The following is a 20,822-nucleotide window of genomic DNA, read 5'->3' as shown; positions in this document are numbered from 1 at the left end:
GCCCTCCCCACAGGGGCAGGCCCAGCCTCTCCGGGGAGACGCCCTCTAGGGAGCAGCCGGGGAGTTGGCGCACGATGGCCGAGACCACACCGTCGGCCGGCCGTAACACCTTGCGCAGGTTGGAGATATAGGCCCGCAGGCCCGCCGTCGCGCTGCCGGCCCGTCGTCGCCCCAGACGGCATCGATCAGCCGATCGGTAACGACCACCTGCCCCGCGGGCCAGCAGCACGACGGCCAACACCGCACGCCGCTGGGACGCGGCGGGCTACTTGGCGTCGCGGTACTTGTTCATCGCGTCGTCGAGGCGCTGCAGGGCCTGGCCGTAGTCGGCGAAATTGCCGTTCTGCTGGGCCTCACGGACACCGTCGAGCGCGGACTGCACCTCCTGCAGGGCCGCGGCCTTGGGGCCGGACAGCTGCACCGCTCCGGTCGGCGACGGCGTGGGCACGGCCGTGGGCACCTCCGGGCTCGCCTGCTGTGGCGACGGCGGTGCCTGCGGCTGCGGTGAGGACGGGGACGCCGCCCGGGCGGCGGGCTCCCCATCCGAGGGTCCGGAGCCCGTGGGCGCCGGACCGGTCGCCGTGGCACCCGCACCGGCACCGAAGATCTCGTCGAGCGCGTCGCGCACCGTCGGGCCGTAACCGACCTTGTCCCCGTACATCATCGCCACGCGGATCAACCGTGGATAGCTCGACGCGGCGTCGCTGGTGCCCGGCGAGGCGTAGACCGGTGCCACATAGAGCAGTCCGCCCTGCCCGACCGGCAGCGTCAGCAGGTTGCCCCAGCGGATCCGGTTCTGGTTGTCGCGGCCGATGACGCCGAGGTCCTGGCTGACCGCGGTGTCGGTGCTGATCGCGTTGAACGCCAGTTTGGGGCCGTTGACCTGCCCCGGAATGGTCAGCACGGTGATCTTGCCGTAGGTGTCGGGATCCGAGCTGGCGCTGATGTAGGCGGCCAGGAAGTCACGACGGAAGCGGTTCATCGCACTGGTCAGCTGGAACGACGCCGACTTGTTGTCCAGCCCGATGTTCTTGGCGACGATGTAGTACGGCGGCTGGTAGCTGCTGGCCGTCGGGTTGGGATCCAGGGGGACGTCCCAGAAGTCCGACGTGGAGAAGAACGTCACCGGGTCGTCGACGTGGTACTTGGCCAGCAGCGCGCGCTGCACCTTGAACAGATCCTCCGGGTAGCGCAGGTGCTGCTGCAGCTCCGGGGAGATGTCGCTCTTGGGTTTGACGGTGCCGGGGAAGATCTTCATCCAGGCCTGTAGCACCGGGTCGGACTCGTCCTGGGCATACAGCGTCACCGTGCCGTCGTAGGCGTCCACGGTGGCCTTGACCGAGTTGCGGATGTAGGACACCTGCTTGTCGGGCAGCAGCCGGTTGACCGCGACCTCGTTGGAGTCGGCGGTGGCGCTGGACAGCGAGGTCAGCTCCGAGTACGGGTAGTTGTCCAGCGTGGTGTAGCCGTCGACGATCCACACCATTCGCTTGTTGACGATGGCCGGGTAGACGCTGGTGTCGGTGGTCAGCCACGGCGCCACCGCCTGCACCCGCTCGGCGGGGTCACGGTTGAACAGGATCTTGCTGTTGGGCCCGATCACGTTGGAGAACAAGAAGTTGCGTTCGGCGTACTTGGCCGCGAACACCGAGCGCGCCAGCCAGTTGCCGACCCGCACGCCACCGCTGCCGGTGTACGTGTAGTTCTTGGTTTCGGTGTTGGTCTCGTAGTCGTACTCGCGGTCACCACCGTCGGGCCCCACGATCGCGTAGTCGTCGGAGGCCGAGGCGATGATCGGGCCGAAGTAGATCCGCGGCTGGTACAGCGGCGCGGGTCCGGGCGAGACCACCGAACCGTTGGCCCCCACCACGCTGGCCAGGAACTCCGGATAGCCGCCGTTCTGGTTGGGGTCGTTGGCGATACCGCGCACGGTGTTGGCCGGGGAGGCGATGAACCCGTTGCCGTGGGTGTACACGGTGTGGCGGTTGATCCAGTCTCGCTGGTTGTCGATCAGCCGGTCGGGGTTGAGCTCGCGGGCGGCCACCACGTAGTCACGCAGGTCACCACCGCCGTCGGAGTAGCGGTCGATGTTGAGCTGCTCGGGGAAGCTGTAGAAGTTCTTGCCCTGCTGGAACTGGGTGAAGGCCGGGCTGACGATGGTCGGGTCGAGCACCCGGATGTTGGAGATGGTGGCCCGGTCCGAGGCGATCTGCTGCGCCGAGGTGGGGGCGTCGCCGCTGTAGTCGCGGTAGCTCACGGTCGTGTCGGTGAGCCCGTAGGCCTGTCTGGTCGCGGCGATGCTGCGGGCGATGTACTCGCTTTCCTTCTGCGCGGCGTTGGGCTTGACGCTGATCTGCTCGACCACCAGCGGCCAGCCGGCGCCGACGATCAGCGAGCTCAGCAGCAGCAGCACCAGGCCGATCGCCGGGATCCGCAGATCCTTGAGGACCAGCGCGGAGAACACCGCCACCGCGCAGATCACGGCGATGGCCAGCAGGATCAGCTTGGCCGGCAGCACCGCGTTGATGTCGGTGTAGCCGGCGCCGGTGAACGGCTTGCCGCCGCGGGTGTGGCTGAGCAGCTCGTAGCGGTCCAGCCAGTAGGCGGCGGCCTTGAGCAGCACCAGCACACCCACCAGCGTGACCAGCTGGATGCGCGCCGCCTTGGACAGCGCGCCGCTGCGCCCGGCCAGCCGGATCCCGCCGAAGATGTAGTGCGCGACGAGGTTGCCCAGCAGCGCCAGGAACAACGCCACCATCAGGTACGACAACACGAGCCGGTAGAAGGGCAGGTCGAAGGCGTAGAAGCCCAGGTCGATGCCGAACTGCGGATCGGTGACCCCGAAATCGCCGCCGTGCATGAACAGCTGGACGCGCTCCCAGTAGGTCTGCGCCACCAGACCCGCGATCACCCCGACCAGGGCGGGAATCCCGATGGCGAACAGCTTGAGCCGCGCGAGCACGGTGGTGCGGTAGCGGGCCACCGGGTCGTTGGGGCCGCTGGCCGGGACGAACACCGGCCGGGTGCGGTAGGCCAGCGCCAGCCCGGCGAACACGACGACGCCGACCAGCAGGCCCGCGACCAGGAAGACGATCACCTTGGTGACCAGCACGGTGGTGAACACCGACCGGTAGCCCAGCTCCCCGAACCACAGCCAGTCGACGTACCGGTCGATCAGGCGTGGGCCGAACAGCAGCAGGACGATGACCGCCAAGGCGATCGCGATCAGAATTCGGCTACGCCGAGTCAGCTTCGGCATCCTCGCGGCGGGCCGCATACCCACGTGTCGACTCCCTGGTCTGGCCGGTTGATTCAAGTCTGGCGATCTGCTGTGACCGTCACAACTGTACGCAACCGGTCACCGGCGGATCGTGGCCTGCCGTTCAGCAGCCCGTTTCGGCAGCCTGTTCAGCAGCGCGGAGGTTCGCCGCCGGCTGAAATGGTGTTGAGGGCATCGACCGCGCCGGTGAGGGTGTCGACCTTCACCAGCTCCATGTCCTCGTGGGGACCCGACAGGGCCTCGTCGCAGTTGTCGACGGGCACCAGGAAGACGGTGGCACCGGCCTCCTCGGCGGCCAGCATCTTGTGCGTGATGCCGCCGATGGAGCCGACCTGGCCGTCGCCGGAGATCGTGCCGGTGCCGGCGACGAACTTGGCGTCGTTGAGGTCGCCGCTGGTGAGTTTGTCGACCACGGCCAGGCTGAACATCAGCCCCGCCGACGGCCCGCCCACGTTGGCCAGGTTGAAGTCGATGGTGAACGGGGCCCACGGCGCGTCGCGCACCGCGATGCCCAGGTAGCCGAAATCGCGGTCCTCGTTGGAGCCCAGCGTGACCGTCGCGGTCCCCGGCGCGGCGTTCTTGCGGCGATAGTCCAGGACGACCTGCTGGCCGGGCTTGGTGTTCTTCAGCAACGAGGTGAACTGGTCGACATCGGCGACCGGGGTGCCGTTGACGGCGTCGATGGCGTCGCCGCGCCGCAGCTTGCCGGCGGCCGGCCCGGGGTCGTTGACCTTCTCCACGCTCACCGCCGGGGCGTACTTGAGGTAGTTCAGCGCCGCGAATTCGGCGTTGTCCTCGGACTGCTGGAAATCGGCGCTGTTCTCCTTCTCGACGTCCTCGCGCGACTTGTCCGGCGGGTAGACCAGGTCCCGCGGAAGCAGCTGCTCGCGCCCGGAGAGCCACAGGGTCAGCGCCTGACCCAGGGTCAGGCCGTCACGCTGGGAGACCGTCGTCATGTTGAGGTGCCCGGAGGTCGGCTTGGTGTCGATGCCCTCGATGTCGACGACCTGCTTGCCGTCGTACTCGCCGAGCGTGTTGAAGGTGGGGCCCGGCCCCAGCGAGACGAACGGCACGGTCACCGCCGCCAGCAGCACACCGAAGGCGAGGATCGGCACGAACGCCACCAGCAGCGTCATAATCCGCCTGTTCACGCCGCCAAGAGTAAGCCAACGAATCCGGCGGCCCCCCGGCCAGCGGCGCCTCAGCGGTGTCCCGCCGGTGTGGGCGGGTTCTCTGAGAGCGTGACCGGGCACCGCACACGGTCCTGCCCCGGTGAGTACCGTTGAGATATGGCTGACCTGCCCTTTGGCTTCTCCGCAGGAGACGACCCCGACCGCGACCGAGGAAAGAAGGACCGCGACTCCGGCGGCAACCCGTCGGATCCGTTCGGCCTGGGCGCCCAGGGCGGCGAGTTCAACATGGCCGACCTGGGCCAGATCTTCACCCGGCTGGGACAGATGTTCTCCGGCACCGGCGGACCGATGGCCGGCGGAGCGGCGTCCGGCCCGGTCAACTATGACCTGGCCCGGCAGCTGGCCTCCAACTCCATCGGCTTCGTCGCCCCCGTCCCGGCCGCGACGTCCACGGCCATCGCCGACGCCGTGCGCCTGGCCGAGACCTGGCTCGACGGGGTGACCGCGCTGCCGGCCGGCACCTCCAAGGCGGTGGCGTGGACACCCACCGACTGGATCGACAACACCCTGGACACCTGGAAGAGACTGTGCGATCCGGTCGCCGAGCAGATCTCGACGGTGTGGGCCTCGGCGCTGCCCGAAGAGGCCAAGAGCATGGCCGGGCCGCTGCTGAGCATGATCTCGCAGATGGGCGGCATGGCCTTCGGCTCCCAGCTGGGGCAGGCCCTGGGCCGGCTGTCCAAGGAGGTGCTGACCTCCACCGACATCGGGCTCCCGCTGGGCCCCAAGGGCGTGGCGGCGCTGATGCCCGACGCCATCGAAGAGCTCTCCTCCGGGCTCGAGCAGCCCCGCGCGGAGATCATGACGTTCCTGGCGGCCCGCGAGGCCGCCCACCACCGGCTGTTCAGCCACGTGCCCTGGCTGTCCAGTCAGCTGCTCAACGCCGTCGAGTCCTACGCCAAGGGCATCCAGATCGACATGAGCGGCATCGAGGAACTCGCGCAGGGTTTCAACCCGGCGGCCATGGCGGACCCGGCGGCCATGGAGCAGCTGCTCAACCAGGGGATCTTCGAGCCGAAGGCATCCCCGGAGCAGAAGGCCGCCCTCGAGCGGCTGGAGACGCTGCTGGCGCTCATCGAGGGCTGGGTCCAGACGGTGGTCGCCGAGGCGCTCGGCGACCGGATCCCCGGGGCGTCGGCCCTCAGCGAGACGCTGCGCCGCCGCCGGGCCACCGGCGGCCCGGCCGAGCAGACCTTCGCCACCCTGGTCGGGTTGGAGCTGCGCCCCCGCAAACTGCGCGAGGCCGCGGTGTTGTGGGAACGCCTGAGCCAGGCCGCGGGAATGGACGCCCGCGATGCGGTGTGGCAGCACCCGGACCTGCTGCCCGACAGCGACGACCTCGACGAGCCGGCCGCGTTCATCGACCGGGTCATCGGCGGGGACACCAGCGGGATCGAGTCGGCGATCGCCGAGTTCGAGAAGCAGTTCGAGTCCGGGGAAAAAACCACCGGGGACACCACCGAGGACGCCACCGAGGACGCCACCGAGGACGCCACCGAGGACGACGACCCGGGCGCCGAACCGCCTGTGGATAAGTGAGCTGACCCGCGCCGCGGCCGTGCCACAGTCGGCGCATGACGCGGTGTCTGCACCTGAACCCGGCCATGCCCGTGCTGCTGCGGCCGGACGGGACCGTGCAGGTCGGCTGGGATCCGCGGCGCGCCGTTCAGGTCCGTCCACCGGCGGGACTGTCGGCCGGCGCACTGGCGGGGCTGCTGCGCCGCATGCAGCCCGGCGCCCCGCTTACTGAACTGCTGGCCGAGGCCGGCCGAAGCGGCGGCACCGATCCGCGTGAATTTTCCGGTTTGATCGATGCGCTGACCGGTGCCGGTGTGGTCACCGGCGGCCAGACCGTCGCCGCCGGCCCGGCCGCCTCGGTCCGGGTGCACGGGCGCGGACCGCTGACGGACCTGCTGGTCGAAGCGTTGCGCTGCTCCGGCGCCCGCATCAAGCACAGCAGCGCCCCGCATGCGATGTCCGGCCCCGACGGCACCGATCTGGTGATCCTCGCCGATTTTCTGGTCGCCGATCCCCGCATGGTGCGTGAGCTGCACGAATCGAGGGTGCCGCACCTGATGGTGCGGGTTCGCGACGGCGCCGGGCTGGTGGGTCCGCTGGTGGTCCCGGGCCTGACCAGCTGCCTGAGCTGCGCCGACCTGCATCGCAGCGACCGCGACGCCGCCTGGCCCGCCGTGGCCGCCCAGCTGCGCGACACCGTCGGCACCGCCGACCGGGCGACCCTGCTGGCCACCGCCGCGCTCGCGCTCGGCCAGGTGGACGCGGTGCTCCGGGCGGTGCGCGCCGCCGGGACGCCGGCCTCGCCGCGGGACGCGCCGCCGCCGCCGACGCTGTCGGCGACACTGGAATTCGACGTCGCGACCAGCTCGATCGTCGCGCGGCACTGGCCGCGGCATCCCCGCTGCCGATGTTGACATCACTTGTTGCCAACCAGGTATGTGGACATCGGCGATTGTCATGGATGATGGTCTGGTGGCAGAGATCAAACGGGGCAGTGTGGCTCGCAACGCGAAGCTCGCCAGCCTCCCGATGGGGATGGCGGGCCGCGCGGCACTGGGCTTCGGCAAACGCCTGACCGGCAAGTCGCGTGACGAGGTCAATGCCGAACTCGTCGAGAAGGCCGCCAATCAGCTGTTCACCGTGCTCGGTGAGCTCAAGGGCGGAGCAATGAAGGTCGGCCAGGCGCTGTCGGTCATGGAGGCGGCCGTCCCCGAGGAATTCGGCGAGCCCTACCGCGAGGCCCTGACCAAGCTGCAGAAGGACGCACCGCCGCTGCCGGCGGCCAAGGTGCACCGCATGCTCGACAGCCAGCTGGGCACCCGGTGGCGCGAGCGGTTCGCCTCCTTCGATGACAAGCCGGTCGCGTCGGCCAGCATCGGCCAGGTGCACAAGGCGGTCTGGTCCGACGGCCGCGAGGTCGCCGTCAAGATCCAGTACCCCGGCGCCGACGAGGCCCTGCGCGCCGACCTGAAGACCATGCAGCGCATGGTGTCGGTCTTCAAGCAGCTCTCCCCCGGCGCCGACGTGCAGGGTGTGGTCGACGAGCTGATCGAGCGCACCGAGATGGAACTGGACTACCGTCTGGAGGCCGACAACCAGCGCGCGTTCGCCAAGGCCTACCACGATCATCCGCATTTCGTGGTCCCCCACATCGTGGCGAGCGCACCCAAGGTCGTGGTGGCCGAATGGATCGAGGGCATACCGCTGGCGCAGATCATCCGCACCGGCACCCAGGATCAGCGCAACCTGATGGGGTACCGGCTGTTCGAGCTCACTGACGACGCGCCGCGGCGGCTGGAGATGATGCACGGCGACGCCCACCCCGGCAATTTCATGCTGTTGCCCGGCGACAAGATGGGTGTCATCGACTTCGGTGCGGTGGCGCCGCTACCGGGCGGAATGCCACCCGAGCTCGGCCAGATCCTGCGCTACGCGGTGGACAAGAACTACGACAAGCTGCTGCCCACGATGGAGAAGATCGGGTTCATCCAGCGGGGCGAGCAGGTCGACGTCCGCGACATCGACAAGATGCTGCAGCAGTACGTGCAGCCACTGGAAGTCGAGGTGTTCCACTACAACCGGAAGTGGCTGCAGAAGATGGCCGCGATGGACATCGACCGCGCCCCCGGTCAGATCCGGACCGCCCGCCAGATGGCCATCCCGCCCCGGCTGGCGATCCCGATGCGGGTGATCGCGTCGATCGTGGCGATCTCCTGCCAGCTCGACGCCAGCGTCCCGGTGCGCAAGATCGCCGAGGACTACGTCCCGGGCTTCGCCGACCCCGACGCCGCCACGGTCTGAGAAGCCGGTCTGAGAAGCCGGCCTGAGAAGCCGGCCTGAACCAGCGGCCCGAGCCGGCGGTCGGCGCCGGGAACCGGCACCGACCGCCCGTGACCGCCCGCTTGACCGCCCGGGTCACGACGTTCAGGCGGCGCAGGCGTCCTTGCGGGGCCGTCCGCGGGGCCGCTTGCGCGCGACGATCATTCCGCGCTCGACGATCTCACCGCCCCAGACGCCCCACGGCTCGCCCCGGTCCAACGCCGCGGCCAGGCACTGCCGGCGGATCGGGCAGTCGGCGCAGAGCACCTTCGCGCGCTCCAGGTCGGTCGGGGATTCGGCGAACCACAGGTCGGGGTCGCCCACATGGCACGGCAGCACCGGCAGCGTCTCTTTGTGGACCGTCAGGGCTGACATGTCCTGCTCACCTGCTTCCTGGTCTCATGAGTTGTTTCTGGCTGAGATCCGGGCCGGTGATTCGGGCTGCGCTGCCCTGAAAACACTGTGGCCACGGATCCGGTTTCGTCGGGTCCGTGGCCAATCTGGCTGCTGTCGCGGGCTCTTCTAGGGGGAGCCTCGATTCACGGACGCGACGGTCTCGGCGGCGCGACGCTTGCGCTGCGGCGCAAAGGCGTGGGCCGCCCACGCGGCGGGAGCCGCGCCGGCGTTATGCGGACGGGGGGATGTGGCAGCCGTCGCCGGGGTCATCCCGGTCCCGGGCGCGCACACGAGGAGCCCAGCACGCAACGCCGTGGTGGCGGTTACGCCGATAGCGGTGATGTCGTTCATCGCGAGCTCCTCCTTCCCGTGTCGCGGGCCGTGATCCATGCGGTATTGAGGCTAGCCGGTGATCGCATATCCCACCAAGTGATTTTTGACCTGCGGTTTCAGTGACTCACAGTGATCCGACGTTTCAGTGATGCGGCCCCGGCCTCAGCGGGATCGCACCATCTCCAGGATGTCGGGGCCGTACTGCTCGAGCTTGCGGGCGCCGATGCCGGGGATCGCCACGAGCGCGGCATCGTCGGTCGGCAGCACCTCGGCGATGGCGACCAGCGTGTTGTCGCTGAAGACGACGTAGGGCGGCATCTTCAATTCGCGGGCGGTGCGGGTGCGCCACTCCTTGAGCTGGATCAGCAGGTCGTCGTCGACATCGGAGGGGCAGTCCGTGCAGCGACCGAGCATGGTCGCCGCCGGGGTGGTCAGTTCACCGTTGCATACCCGGCAGCGTTTGGCGGCGGCGCGGCGGCGGCGCGACACCGGCTCCCGGCTCCCGGACCGCAGCTGCGGGGCCAGCCCGTTGAGGAACCGCGACGGTCTGCGGTTCTGCCGTCCCCCCGGGGTGCGGGACAGCGCCCAGCTCAGGCTCAGGTGTACCCGCGCCCGGGTGACGCCGACGTAGAGCAACCGGCGCTCCTCCTCGACGGCCTCGCTGTCGGCGCCGTGGGCCAGGGCATGCGAGATCGGCAGCGTCCCGTCGGCCAACCCGACCAGGAACACCGCGTCCCATTCCAGGCCCTTGGCGGCGTGCAGCGAGGCCAGGGTGACGCCCTGCACCACCGGTGGATGACGGGCGTCGGCCCGCAACCGCAGTTCGGCGACCAGGCCGGCCAGGTCGAGGTCCGGGCGGGTGGCCACTTCCTCGTCGGCGAGGTCGGCCAGCGCCGTCAGCGCCTCCCAGCGTTCGCGGGCCCGGGTGCCCGCGGGCGCCTGGGCCGTGAGGCCCAGCGGCTCCAGCAGTGCGCGCACCACGGCCGACACATCCGACGCATCGGACACATCGGACACATCGGACACATGGGAGGCATCACCGTCGCCCGCACCGCTGCCGCGTTCGGCGGCGCGGTGCAGCGCCAGCAGCGCCTGACGGACCTCCTGGCGGCTGAAGAACCCTTCCCCGCCGCGCACCTGAAAGGCGACGCCCGCCTCGGTGAGCGCCTCCTCGTAGACCTCGGATTGGGCGTTGATCCGGTACAGCACGGCGATCTCGGCCGGCGCCGTGCCCCCGTCGATGAGCTTCTTGACCGCCCGGGCCACCGCGGCCGCCTCGGCGACCTCGTCGGGATGCTCGCCGAAGGTCGGCTCCGGCCCGGGCGGGCGCTGGCCGACCAGATGCAGCCGGCTGCCGGCGACCCGGCCGCGCGCCGCGGCGATCACCCGGTTGGCCAGCGACACGACCTGCGGGGTGGATCGGTAGTCGCGTTCGAGCCGCACGACGGCGGCCTCCGGGAACCGGCGCGAGAAGTCCAGCAGGAACCTCGGCGTGGCCCCGGTGAACGAGTAGATGGTCTGGTTGGCGTCGCCGACGACGGTCAGGTCGTCGCGGTTGCCGAGCCAGGCCGTCAGCACCCGCTGCTGCAGGGGGGTGACGTCCTGGTACTCGTCGACGACGAAGCAGCGGTAGCGGTCGCGGAACTCCTCGGCCACCGCGGCGTCGTTCTCGATGGCGGCCGCGGTGTGCAGCAGCAGGTCGTCGAAGTCGAGCAGGGCGGTCTCGCCGCGGGCCTTGAGGTTCTCGTAGCCGCCGTAGACCGTCGCGATGCGCGCGGCGTCCATCGGGATGTCACGCCCGGCCTCGGCGACCGCAGCCGGGTACTGCTCGGGGGTGATCAGCGAGGCCTTGGCCCATTCGATCTCCCCGGCCAGATCCCGCACGTCGTCGGTGCTGGCCTTCAGCTTGGCCCGGCTCGCCGCCTGCGCGACGACGGCGAATTTGCTGTCGAGCAGCTGCCAGTCGGTGTTGCCGACCACCCGCGGCCAGAAATAGGACAACTGCCGGCGGGCCGCGGCGTGAAACGTCAGCGCCTGCACCGACCCGACCCGCGCCCCGGTCTGCGCGGCCGCGTCCAGGGCACGCAGCCGGCCCCGCATCTCGCCCGCCGCGCGCTGGGTGAACGTCACCGCCAGCACCTGTCCGGCGGCGACGTGACCGGCACCGACGAGGTGGGCGATGCGGTGGATGATCGTGCGGGTCTTGCCGGTTCCGGCGCCGGCGAGCACGCACACCGGGCCGCGGCCGGCCTGCACCGCCTCCCGCTGTTCGTCGTCGAGGCCGGCGAGGAGGGCTTGCTCGGTCGACATGGCGTCCATCATCGCAGCAGGGCCCGACAGGCGGCGGCCCTGCCGGTCCGGGCGGGGGTCCGCTGCGGCAAGATTGCCTCATGACTGCGCAGGTGACCATGTACACCACCGGGTGGTGCGGCTACTGCCGCCGGCTGAAGAAGGCGATGAAATCCCACGACATCGGCTACGACGAGGTGAACATCGACCGCGACCGCGCCGCCGCGGAGTTCGTCGCCTCGGTCAACGGGGGCAACCGCACCGTGCCGACGGTGAAGTTCGCCGACGGATCGACCCTGACCAATCCCGATGTCCGGGAGGTCGCCGGCAAGTTGGCCGAGCTGGCGCAGTCAGGACCTCAGTCGGGGTAGGCCCAGGATTCGATGATCTCCCGGGCGATCGAAATCGACCCGGGCAGTAGCAGTTTGGCGTCGGCGGCGGCCGCGCTGCTCCAGTCGCCGAGCTCCAGCGCCGCACGGACCTCGGCGCGGGTGAACCACGCGGCCTCGGCGATCTCACCGTCGTGGAAGACGAACGGCTGCTCGGGGTCGGCCACGGCGTGGAAGCCCACCATCAGCGAGCGCGGGAACGGCCAGGGCTGGCTGCCCAGGTAGCGGATGTCGCGGACGGTCAGGCCCACCTCCTCGGCGATCTCGCGCGCCACGCAGGTCTCGAAGGATTCGCCCGCCTCGACGAAACCGGCCAGCAGCGAGAACATCCGTTGCGGCCACACCGTCTGGCGGGCCAGCACCACCCGGTCGGCGCCGTCGTGCACCAGGCAGATGATGGCCGGGTCGATCCGCGGGAACTCCTCCTGACCGGTGAGCATGTTCACCCGGGCCCAGCCGCCCTTGACCGGTTTGGTCGGTGCGCCGTCGACGGCGCTGAACCGGGCGTGGTCGTGCCAGTTCAGCAGCGCCGTCGCCGAGGCCACCAGCTGCGCGCTGACATCGTCGAAAACGGTTCCCGCGCGGCGCAGGTCCAGGACGTGAGTGTCGGTGCCGTCGGCCGGGGGCTGCAGCGGCGCGCGGATCGCCCACACGTGGCGGCCGGCACCGTTGCGCCCGTCGTCGATTCTGCCGAGGAACACCGCGTCGGGCGGCGGGCGGTCCCCCAGCCCGGCGGTGTCACCGAGCAGCACCGCGCCGTCGGCGATGAGCACCTGACCGCGCTCGTCGACCCGCAGCACCGCGGCGGAGGCCCAGCCCGCCACGGCGGCGTCGACGTCGGTGCGCAGCTGGTCGGAGCGGTCGGCGCCGACCCGCGACAGCAGGGGCACGTTGCGAAGCCGGAAATCGGCCACTAGTCGTCCTGGTCCTCGGCGTTGCGGACGTAGAGCAGCCGGTCCCCGGTCTCCATCGAATCGACCTGCGGGTCGTCGACACGCACCAGCCGGCCGTCGCGCACCACACCCAGCACCACCTGAGGCAGATGCCGCGGCGAGCCGCCGATCTGTTTGGGGTCGACCTCCTTCTCGGCGATCGCCAGGCCGGCGTCGGGGGTCAGCAGGTCCTCGATGAGCTCGACGACCGCCGGCGCCTTCTTGGCGATGCCCAGCAGCCGCCCGGCGGTCTCGGAGGACACCACCACCGAGTCCGCCCCGGACTGCTGCAACAGATGCTGGTTCTCGGCCTCCCGGATGGAGGCGATGATCTTGGCCTTGGGGGCCAGCTCGCGCGCCGAGAGCGTCACCATCACCGCGGTCGGGTCACTGTTGGTGGCCACGATGATCGTCGAGGCGTGCTGGGCGCCGGCCAGACGCAACACATCGGAGCGGTTGGCGTCTCCGCGCACGGTGACCAGCCCGGAGGCGTTGGCGTTCTCCAACGCGGACCGGTCGGTGTCGACGACGACGATCTCGCCCGGCGGGGTGCCGTCGCCGACCATGGCCGCCACGGCGGTCTTGCCCTTGGTGCCGTAGCCGATGACGACGGTGTGGTTGCGCACGGAATTCCTCCATCGCTGGATCTTGAGCGCCTTGCGCGAAGCCTCGGTGAGGGTCTCGACGGTGGTGCCGATGAGCACGATCAGGAATGCCACCCGCAGCGGCGTAATGACCAGCACGTTGACCAGTCGCGCGCTCTGCGTGTACGGGGTGATGTCGCCGTACCCCGTGGTCGACAGGGACACCGTCGCGTAGTACAGGCAGTCCAGGAACGTCAGGCCGTCGCCGTTGGCGTCGCGGTAGCCGTCGCGGTCGAGGTAGACGATGAACACGGCCGCGAACAGCGCCACCAACGCATAGATCACGCGGACCGCGATCCGCCGGCCGGGGCTGACGAACCGTTCCGGGATGCTCAGATCGTGGACGAGTTCGGCGGACCGCTTCTCCGTCAGTGACTGGTTGATCCGGCGCAGCCGACCGCGGAGCCTATTCCTGGGCACGATGACCCCGTCCCGCCAGGCGCACGACACAATGAAACCATGACGCCTCCCACCCCCGCGGCCCAGCACTCCACCGACGCGTCGGCGTACCGCCTTGCCGCCCTGCTGATCGGGGTGGGCATCACCCACTTCGCGGCGCCCAAGCCGTTCGACGCGATCATCCCGGCCGAGCTGCCGGGCAGTCCGCGGTTCTACACCTACGCGTCGGGGGTGGCCGAGGTCGGCACCGGCGCCCTACTGCTGGTGCCGCGCACCCGCCGCTTCGGCGCGACCGCCGCCGCGGCGCTGTTCGTCGGCGTTTTTCCCGGCAACCTGAACATGGTCCGACTCTGGTGGGACAAGCCGTGGCCGATGAGGCTGGCCGCGCTCGCTCGGCTGCCGCTGCAGATCCCGATGGTCACCGAGGCGCTGAAGGTCAGGCGCTCCGCGTAAGGTCAGGCGCTTCGCGCAAGGTCAGTCGCTTCGCGCCGCGGTGGTCCCCGGCGGGGTCAGCAGACCGGCCAGCTCGTCGTGATCGGGCAGGGCGGCCGGCGCCACGGTCGTCCCGCCGCGGACGTAGTGGAACGACGCGCGCACCGAGGACAGCGGGGTTCCCGACATGGCCGCCCACGCCTGCCGGTAGACGGCGAGCTGGACGGCGGCGTGCCGCTGCGCCTCGGGGTCGGCCGGCGCGTCCCCGGTCTTCCAGTCCACCACGGTCGCCCCGCCGTCGCGGTCGGCGAACACCGCGTCGATGCGGCCCCGCACCACATGCCCGCCGATCAGCATCTCGAACGGCACCTCCACGTCGATGGGTGTGCGCGCGGCCCACGGCGAGGCCATGAACGCCGCCTGCAGGTCGGCCAGGTCCCCGGCGACCCGGGCCGCGTCGGCGTCGACGGCGCCGGGCAGGTCCTCCAGGTCGAACAGCCGCTCGGTGCCGTAGAACCGCTGCACCCACTCGTGGAAGGCGGTTCCCAGCAGGGCGTGCGGATCCGGCCGCGAGGGCAGCCGCCGGCGCAGCCGGGCCGCCGCTCCCGCCGGGTCGCGGCCGAGGTCGACGAGGCTGCTCACCGACAGCTGTGACGGCAGCTGCGGGCGGGGCGGTTCGACGTGGCGCGCACGCTCGGCGATCAACGCGTCGACGTCGCCGACCCAGCCGTGCGGGTCGCCGGCGGGTCCGCCGCGGGGATCACGCATCGCCGCGGTGACCAGGGCGGCCCCGGCTTCGGTCCGTGCCCGCGCCGCCCCGAGCGGATCCGACGGCCACTGCGCTTCGACCACGCTGTCCCGCAGCGGGTTACGTTCGCCGTCGGCGGGTTCGGGTGCCCACTCGGCGATGTCTCCGCAGGGTTCCCCCGCCCGGGCGGCGCGGTCCAGGATGTCCTTGACCTCGACGAGGAATTCCGAGGGGCCCCGCGGGGTGATCTCGGTGGCGCCCCAGTGGTGCCCGGACAACAGCAGGGTGTCCTCGGCCCGAGTGACCGCGACGTAGAGCAGTCGGCGTTCCTCGTCGAGGTGGCGGCGCCGGAGTTGGTCGCGGTGGGCGGTGATCACGTCGGACAACTGCCTGCGGTCGGTGACAGTCGACACGTCGAGCACCGGGACGCCGGGAGCACCCGAGGAGGCGCGGTCGCCGCGCAGCAGCGGCGGCAGCTCGCCGGCGTCGGTGAGCCAGGTGCTGCGCGCCGAGGTCGAGGGGAACACCCGCGCCGACAGGTGCGGAACCGCGACCACCTGCCATTCCAGCCCCTTGGCGGCGTGCACGGTGAGCACCTGGACCCGGTCCGCGGACACGGCCACCTCGGCGGGCGCCAAGCCCCGCTCGACTGATTCGGCGGCCTGCAGGTACGCCAACAACCCAGCGATCCCCGACTCCGGCCCGCACCGGCGCGCATAGTCGTCGACCACGTCGGCGAACGCGTCGAGTTGTTCGCTGCCGGTGGCGCCGCCGGGCCGACGCGAGCGCGCCTCGACGTCGACGCGCAGCAGTCGGCGCACCTCGGTGACGACGTCGGCCACCGGGTGATCCAGGCGCGCGCGCACCGCGGTCAGCTCCTCGGCCAGCGTGCAGATCCGCCGGTATCCCGCCGGGGAGTAGGCCTGGGCCGGGCCGGGATCGCAGATCGCGTCGGCCAGGCAGGGCGCGTCGGCGTCCGCGGCCGTCTGCGCCACGATCTGTGCGGTGCCCGCGTCCGCGGGTGTCCCGCCGCCATCCAGATCGCGCGCACGCCGCCACAACGCCGCCAGATCGCGGGCCCCCAGCCGCAGCCGCGGCCCCGTGAGCACCCGCATGGCGGCGGCGCCGGCCTCGGGATCGGCGGCCAGGCGCAGCATCGCCACCACGTCGGCCACCTCGGTCACCGCGAGCAGCCCCGCCAGGCCCACCACCTCCACCGGGACGCCCCGCGCGCGTAGCGCCTCGGCCATCGGCGCGGCGTCGGCGTTGCGGCGCACCAACACCGCCGCCGTGGGTGGGGCGACTCCCCCGGCCCGCGCCGCCGCGTAGCGGCGGGCCAGTTCGGCCGCGACCCAGTCGCGTTCGACGGCGACGTCGGTCAGCAGCGCCGCGGTCACGGTGCCCGGCTCGGCGCCCGGCCGCGGCCGCAGCGGCCGCACCGCCACCGACCGCCGGCGCGCGTCGGCCGAGACCGCATTGGCCAGGCGCAGGGTGCTGGGCGGGTTGCGCCAGCTGGTCCGCAGCTCCAGGGTGGGCGCCGGAGTACCGTCCGGTGCCGGGAAGTCGGTGGTGAAACGTGGCAGGTTGGTCGCCGAGGCCCCACGCCATCCGTAGATCGACTGGATCGGGTCACCGACGGCAGTCAGGGCCAGGCCGGCGTCACGGCCGCCGCCGAACAGTCCCGACAGGGCGACCCGCTGGGCATGCCCGGTGTCCTGGTATTCGTCGAGCAGCACCACCCGGTACCGCTCCCGCATCCGGGTGCCGACCTGCGGGAAGTCCTCGGCCAGTCGCGCTGCCGCCGACATCTGCATCCCGAAGTCCATCGCCTTCTCGGCCCGCAGCCGCCGGTGCAGCGCGTCGACCAGCGGCACCAGTTCGGCGCGTTCGGTCTGGGCCCCCAACAACTTCAGCAGCGACTGGTTGGGGCCGCGCTCGCGCTGCCCCGGGCCGGCGGGCAGGGTGTGCACCAGCCGCTCCAGCTCCAGATGGGTGTCGCGCAGCTCCTCGGTGCTCACCAGATGCTCGGCGAGCTGCCCCGACAGCTGCAGCACCAGCGACGTGACCGCCGCGGGGGTCCGTTCGGCGGTCAGCTCGCCGGGGTGGGCGCACACCACCTCGTGGGCCAGCTGCCACAGTTCGGTCTCCCCGAGCAGCCGGGTATCGGGTTCCATCGGAAGAAGAAGACCGAACTCGCGCAACAGATTCCCGGCGAACGCGTGATAGGTGCTGATCGTCGGCGGTGTGGTCACCGCCGGGTCGACGGGGGCCAGGCCCGCACCGGCCAGGCGCGCCAGCCGGGAGCGGACGCGCCGCAACAGCTGCCCGGCGGCCTTGCGGGTGAACGTCAACCCCAGCACCTGGCCGGGTTCGGCGTAGCCGTTGGCCACCAGCCACACCACCCGGGCCGCCATCGTCTCGGTCTTGCCCGCTCCGGCACCGGCGATCACCACCAGTGGACCCGGCGGCGCGGCGATCACCGCGGCCTGTTCGTCGGTCGGTGCGGGCAGACCGAGCGCCACCGCCAACTCGGCCGGGCTGTGGCGTGGCACCACCGGATGCGTCATCGCTGACCATCCCCGGACCGGTCGGTGTGGGCGGGGCAACTGGGCCGCACCGGGCAGTGCGCGCACCCGCTGTTGACGCGGGCGGTGAAGCCGGGCCCCTCGGCGGCCTCCACGGCGCGGGCGACCTCGGTGCGCCAGTGCTCGCGGGCCTCCGGGGTCAGGGGGTCCTGGTGGCGTTCGGTGGCCCCGGATGCCGAGGGCTTGGCCACATACACCAGCCGCGCGCCCCCGGGTTCTCCGCCGCCGGCCACCAGGCCGTCGGCCACCGCCAGTTGGTACATGGCCAGCTGCGCGTGATCCTGCGCGTCGTCCTTGCTCACCGGACTCTTGCCGGTCTTGACGTCCACGATGACCAGACGCCCCTCGGCGTCACGCTCCAGGCGGTCCACCCGGCCGCGCATCCGCACCTGCGGTCCCGGCGCGTCCCCGGCCTCGAGTGCACCGTCGACACCGACCTCGGTTCCGACGGCACTCAGTTGGGGCCGGGTCTGTTCGCGCCACCGGGTGAACGTGGTGATCATCGCGCGGTGCCGGGCCAGCTCGTTACGCGCGAACCACGCCGAGTCGAAAGGCAGCTGCGCCCACACCCGCTCCAACTCGCCGAGCATCTGCGACTCGGACTTGTCCGGTTGGGCGATCAGCGCGTGGACCAGTGAACCCAGCGCCGACCGGAGATCACGGGAATCGCGGCCCCCGTGGCGCTCCCACAGCCAGCGCAGGGGGCAGTCGCGCAGCGTCTGCAGCACCGACGGCGACAGGGTGACGGTGTCTGACCCGGCGTCTGACCCGGCGTCTGACCCGGCGTCCGACCCGGTGCCCGTCCGGGAAGGCGCCCCGGTGCCGGCGTCACCGCGCAGTGGCGCGTCGGTGCTGACCGGAACCATGCCGTACCACTGGGCGGGATCGGCGCCGGGGATTCCGGCCGCGGCCAGGCGGGCCAGTTGCCGGGCCGCCTCCGCGCGGGCATCGTCGTCCACCGCACCCGCGGGCGCGCAGACCACGCCACGAAGCCGACCGACCACCGCCGGCACGGACAGCACCGGGGGCGCGGGTGGGGTCTCGACGCCCGCCTGCGGCACGGACGTGTCGGTCGCCGACCCGGCGACGTCGTAGAAGAACGGCGACGGCAGGGCCGGTTCGGTGGCATCGGGGTTCGCGTCGACGGCGGTGACCACCAGGCGGTGGCGGGCGCGGCCCATGGCCGAGATCAGCAGCCGGCGTTCCTCGGCGACCAGCGGGGCACGCAGCGACGCCTCGGCGACCACCCCGTCGAGCACGTCGAGCAGACGCTGGGTCCCCAGCACGCCGCCGCGTGGAGTCGTGTTGGGCCACAGCCCTTCCTGCAGCCCCGCGATCACCACCAGGTCCCATTCGTGTCCCAGCGCCGCGTGCGGGCTGAGAATGGTGACCGCGTCCTGCCGCTGCACCGGCTCGCCCGCGACGAGCGGCAGCCGCAGGGCCGTCACGTGATCCACCAGCCCACCCAGCGACGCGCCCGTCGTCCGGGAGACGAAATCGTCCGTGACGTCGAACAGCGCGGTGACGCAGTCGAGATCGGCGTCGGCCCGCTGTCCCGCGGCCCCCCCGCGTTCGGCCGAGGTCACGAGCCGACGCTGCAATCCGCTGCGGTGCCACGCCTGCCAGAGCACCGCCCGCGCATCCTGGGTGCCGGCGGCGGTGGCGGCCGCACGCAGCACCCCCTGCAGCCGCCGCAACGGCCGGGCATGCAGCGGCGCGAGGTCCGCCGGTATCGCACCGCCGAGGATCTCCACCAACAGATCACCGAAATCCCTCGGCGGAGTGGAGCCGTCGCGCCGGCGCAGAGCGCGGCGCAGCTGGCGCAGCGACACCGGGTCCACCCGGCCGATCGGGCCGGTCAACAGCGCGCAGGCCTGCTCGCCGGTCAGACCGTCCGAGGTGGCGCGCACGACCGCCAGCAGCGCCCGCACCACCGGGTTGGCGGCGATCGGTTCGTGCGCCGTCGGGGCGGCCACCGGGACGCCTGCGGCGGCCAGCGCCCGCGGCAGTCCGCTGGCCGCGCGGGGCACCGACCGCACGACGACCGCCATCTGCGACCACGGCACACCGTCGAGCAGGTGGGCGCGGCGCAGGGTGTCGGCGATCAGCGCCTCCTCGGCGTGCTCGGAGAGCGCCAACCTCGCCGACACCGAGCCGGATTCGGTTCGGGCGCTGACGATGCCGGCGTCGGGGGCGCCCGGCAGCCGGGAGACGGCCGTCGAGACCGCTGCGGCCACCGCCGGCGTGCAGCGGTGCGAGGTGCGCAGCGTGACCGAGTCGGTGCCGTCGGCGAGGAGCAGCGCCGGGTCGGCACCGCGGAAACCGTAGACGGCCTGGTGTGGGTCGCCGGCGACGACGGCGCTCCGCGCCCCCGCAGCCAGGACCCGGACCAGTTGCGCGGCCTGCGGATCGAGATGCTGGGCGTCGTCGACCAGCAGCAGTTCCAGCCGGTGGTGCTCGGCGGTCAGCAGGTCGGGATCGGCGGCGAACGCGTCCAGGGCGGCCCCGACGAGCTCGGCGGCGCTCAGCGCGGGCACGGTGGCGTTCGCGGCCGCGGTGCCGACCGCCGCGCGCAGCAGCATCACCTGCTCGTACTGCTGGGCGAAACGCCCCGCCGCGGTCCATTCGGGACGGCCGGAGAGCCGGCCCAGGCGCTGCAGCTGCTGCGGGTCCACCCCACGTTCGGCGCAGCGCGCCAACAGGTCCCGCAGCTCGGTGGCGAACCCGGCGGTGGTCAGCGCGGCCCGCAGCTCCGCGGGCCAGGCCGACGCGCCGTCCTCGGCGTCGCCGGCGAGCAGTTCACGGATGATGCCGTCCTGCTCGGCTCCGGTGATCAACCGGGGCGGCGCCTCGCCCGCACGCTGCGCGGCCAACCGCAGGACGCCGAACGCGTAGGAGTGCAGCGAGCGCACCAGCGGGCTGCGCACCGCCGACGGTCCCCCGACCGGAGCCTGAGCGGCCGAGGACAGCAACGCGGTGGTCAACCGGCCGCGGGTGTGCACACCGGGGCGGCCCGCGCCGGTGAGGACCAGCACCGTCTCGGGGTCTGTGCCCGCGGCGATCCGCGTGGTCGCGGCGTCCACGAGCAGGGTGCTCTTCCCGGTGCCGGGGCCGCCGAGAACGCGGATGACCCCGCGGCGCTGCGGGTCGAGCACGGCGGCGGCATCCGGCTCCCAGCGGAGGGCGGGACGGTCTGCTGCGGACACCGGGGAATCCATGTCCCGATGACACCACGGCCCACCGACAGATCCCCGACACGTCACGGCCGCCGCCGACCGCGCGGGGGTGGGCCGATCCGGGCGCCCGCCGCGCGCTGGCACGATGAACCAGGATGAATGTCGTGAGCCTGGCTCGTATACACATCG

General features: G+C 71.6%; 13 protein-coding genes. 5 read left to right on the top strand and 8 right to left on the bottom strand.

Features of this window, described 5'->3' with window-relative positions; genetic code table 11:
* Positions 1–265: 265 nt before the first annotated feature.
* The gene (locus tag CSR00_RS19530; protein ID WP_099024086.1) at positions 266–3,283 is read right to left on the bottom strand and encodes a UPF0182 family protein; all 3,018 of its coding nucleotides are present in this window, start codon (positions 3,281–3,283) and stop codon (positions 266–268) included.
* Positions 3,284–3,408: 125 nt separating this feature from the next.
* Positions 3,409–4,431 (bottom strand): YlbL family protein, encoded by a 1,023-nt coding sequence (locus CSR00_RS19525; RefSeq protein WP_176562151.1) that lies wholly within the window; start codon positions 4,429–4,431, stop codon positions 3,409–3,411.
* Positions 4,432–4,569: 138 nt separating this feature from the next.
* On the opposite strand from CSR00_RS19525, the gene CSR00_RS19520 reads away from it, so the two are divergent.
* The 3 genes from CSR00_RS19520 to CSR00_RS19510 are packed head-to-tail and all read left to right on the top strand — an operon-like array spanning position 4,570 to position 8,292.
* The gene (locus tag CSR00_RS19520) at positions 4,570–6,012 is read left to right on the top strand and encodes a zinc-dependent metalloprotease (protein ID WP_099024084.1); all 1,443 of its coding nucleotides are present in this window, start codon (positions 4,570–4,572) and stop codon (positions 6,010–6,012) included.
* Positions 6,013–6,047: 35 nt separating this feature from the next.
* On the top strand, positions 6,048–6,905 hold the full coding sequence (locus CSR00_RS19515) for a cyclodehydratase (protein ID WP_099024083.1): 858 nt from the start codon (positions 6,048–6,050) through the stop codon (positions 6,903–6,905).
* 43 nt (positions 6,906–6,948) lie between these two features.
* Positions 6,949–8,292: a macrolide-binding ATPase MABP-1 gene (locus tag CSR00_RS19510; protein WP_099024082.1), complete on the top strand. Its 1,344-nt coding sequence runs from the start codon at positions 6,949–6,951 to the stop codon at positions 8,290–8,292.
* Positions 8,293–8,415: 123 nt separating this feature from the next.
* Here the strand turns inward: CSR00_RS19510 and CSR00_RS19505 are convergent, their stop codons facing one another.
* Complete coding sequence (locus CSR00_RS19505) at positions 8,416–8,685, bottom strand: WhiB family transcriptional regulator (RefSeq protein WP_099024081.1); 270 nt, start codon at positions 8,683–8,685, stop codon at positions 8,416–8,418.
* Between the two features lie 516 nt (positions 8,686–9,201).
* A complete protein-coding gene (locus CSR00_RS19495) occupies positions 9,202–11,349 on the bottom strand; it encodes an ATP-dependent DNA helicase UvrD2 (RefSeq protein WP_176562150.1) in 2,148 nt (715 codons plus the stop codon).
* Between the two features lie 80 nt (positions 11,350–11,429).
* Here CSR00_RS19495 and CSR00_RS19490 point away from each other — a divergent pair, with 80 nt between their 5' ends.
* Complete coding sequence (locus CSR00_RS19490) at positions 11,430–11,699, top strand: mycoredoxin (protein WP_099024079.1); 270 nt, start codon at positions 11,430–11,432, stop codon at positions 11,697–11,699.
* Here CSR00_RS19490 and nudC read toward each other — a convergent pair.
* Positions 11,687–12,631 (bottom strand): NAD(+) diphosphatase, encoded by a 945-nt coding sequence (gene nudC / locus CSR00_RS19485; protein WP_099024078.1) that lies wholly within the window; start codon positions 12,629–12,631, stop codon positions 11,687–11,689. The genes CSR00_RS19490 and nudC overlap by 13 nt on opposite strands.
* Positions 12,631–13,713: a potassium channel family protein gene (locus CSR00_RS19480; protein ID WP_099024098.1), complete on the bottom strand. Its 1,083-nt coding sequence runs from the start codon at positions 13,711–13,713 to the stop codon at positions 12,631–12,633. The genes nudC and CSR00_RS19480 overlap by 1 nt, the downstream gene beginning before the upstream one ends.
* Before the next feature lie 39 nt (positions 13,714–13,752).
* Here CSR00_RS19480 and CSR00_RS19475 point away from each other — a divergent pair, with 39 nt between their 5' ends.
* A complete protein-coding gene (locus tag CSR00_RS19475) occupies positions 13,753–14,145 on the top strand; it encodes a DoxX family protein (RefSeq protein ID WP_099024077.1) in 393 nt (130 codons plus the stop codon).
* Positions 14,146–14,166: 21 nt separating this feature from the next.
* On the opposite strand, the gene CSR00_RS19470 is transcribed toward CSR00_RS19475, so the two are convergent.
* Positions 14,167–17,439 (bottom strand): ATP-dependent helicase, encoded by a 3,273-nt coding sequence (locus CSR00_RS19470; protein ID WP_176562149.1) that lies wholly within the window; start codon positions 17,437–17,439, stop codon positions 14,167–14,169.
* Entirely contained in the window at positions 17,436–20,663 is a 3,228-nt protein-coding gene (locus CSR00_RS19465) for an ATP-dependent helicase (protein WP_245906270.1), read from the bottom strand. Before CSR00_RS19465 ends, CSR00_RS19470 begins: the two co-directional genes overlap by 4 nt.
* Between the last annotated feature and the right edge of the window lie 159 nt (positions 20,664–20,822).

It is taken from the genome of Mycolicibacterium palauense, from assembly GCF_002592005.1.
Classification (GTDB): domain Bacteria; phylum Actinomycetota; class Actinomycetes; order Mycobacteriales; family Mycobacteriaceae; genus Mycobacterium; species Mycobacterium palauense.
The sequence above is the reverse complement of the archived record's forward strand: the minus strand, read 5'-3'. Positions and strand labels throughout refer to the sequence as shown.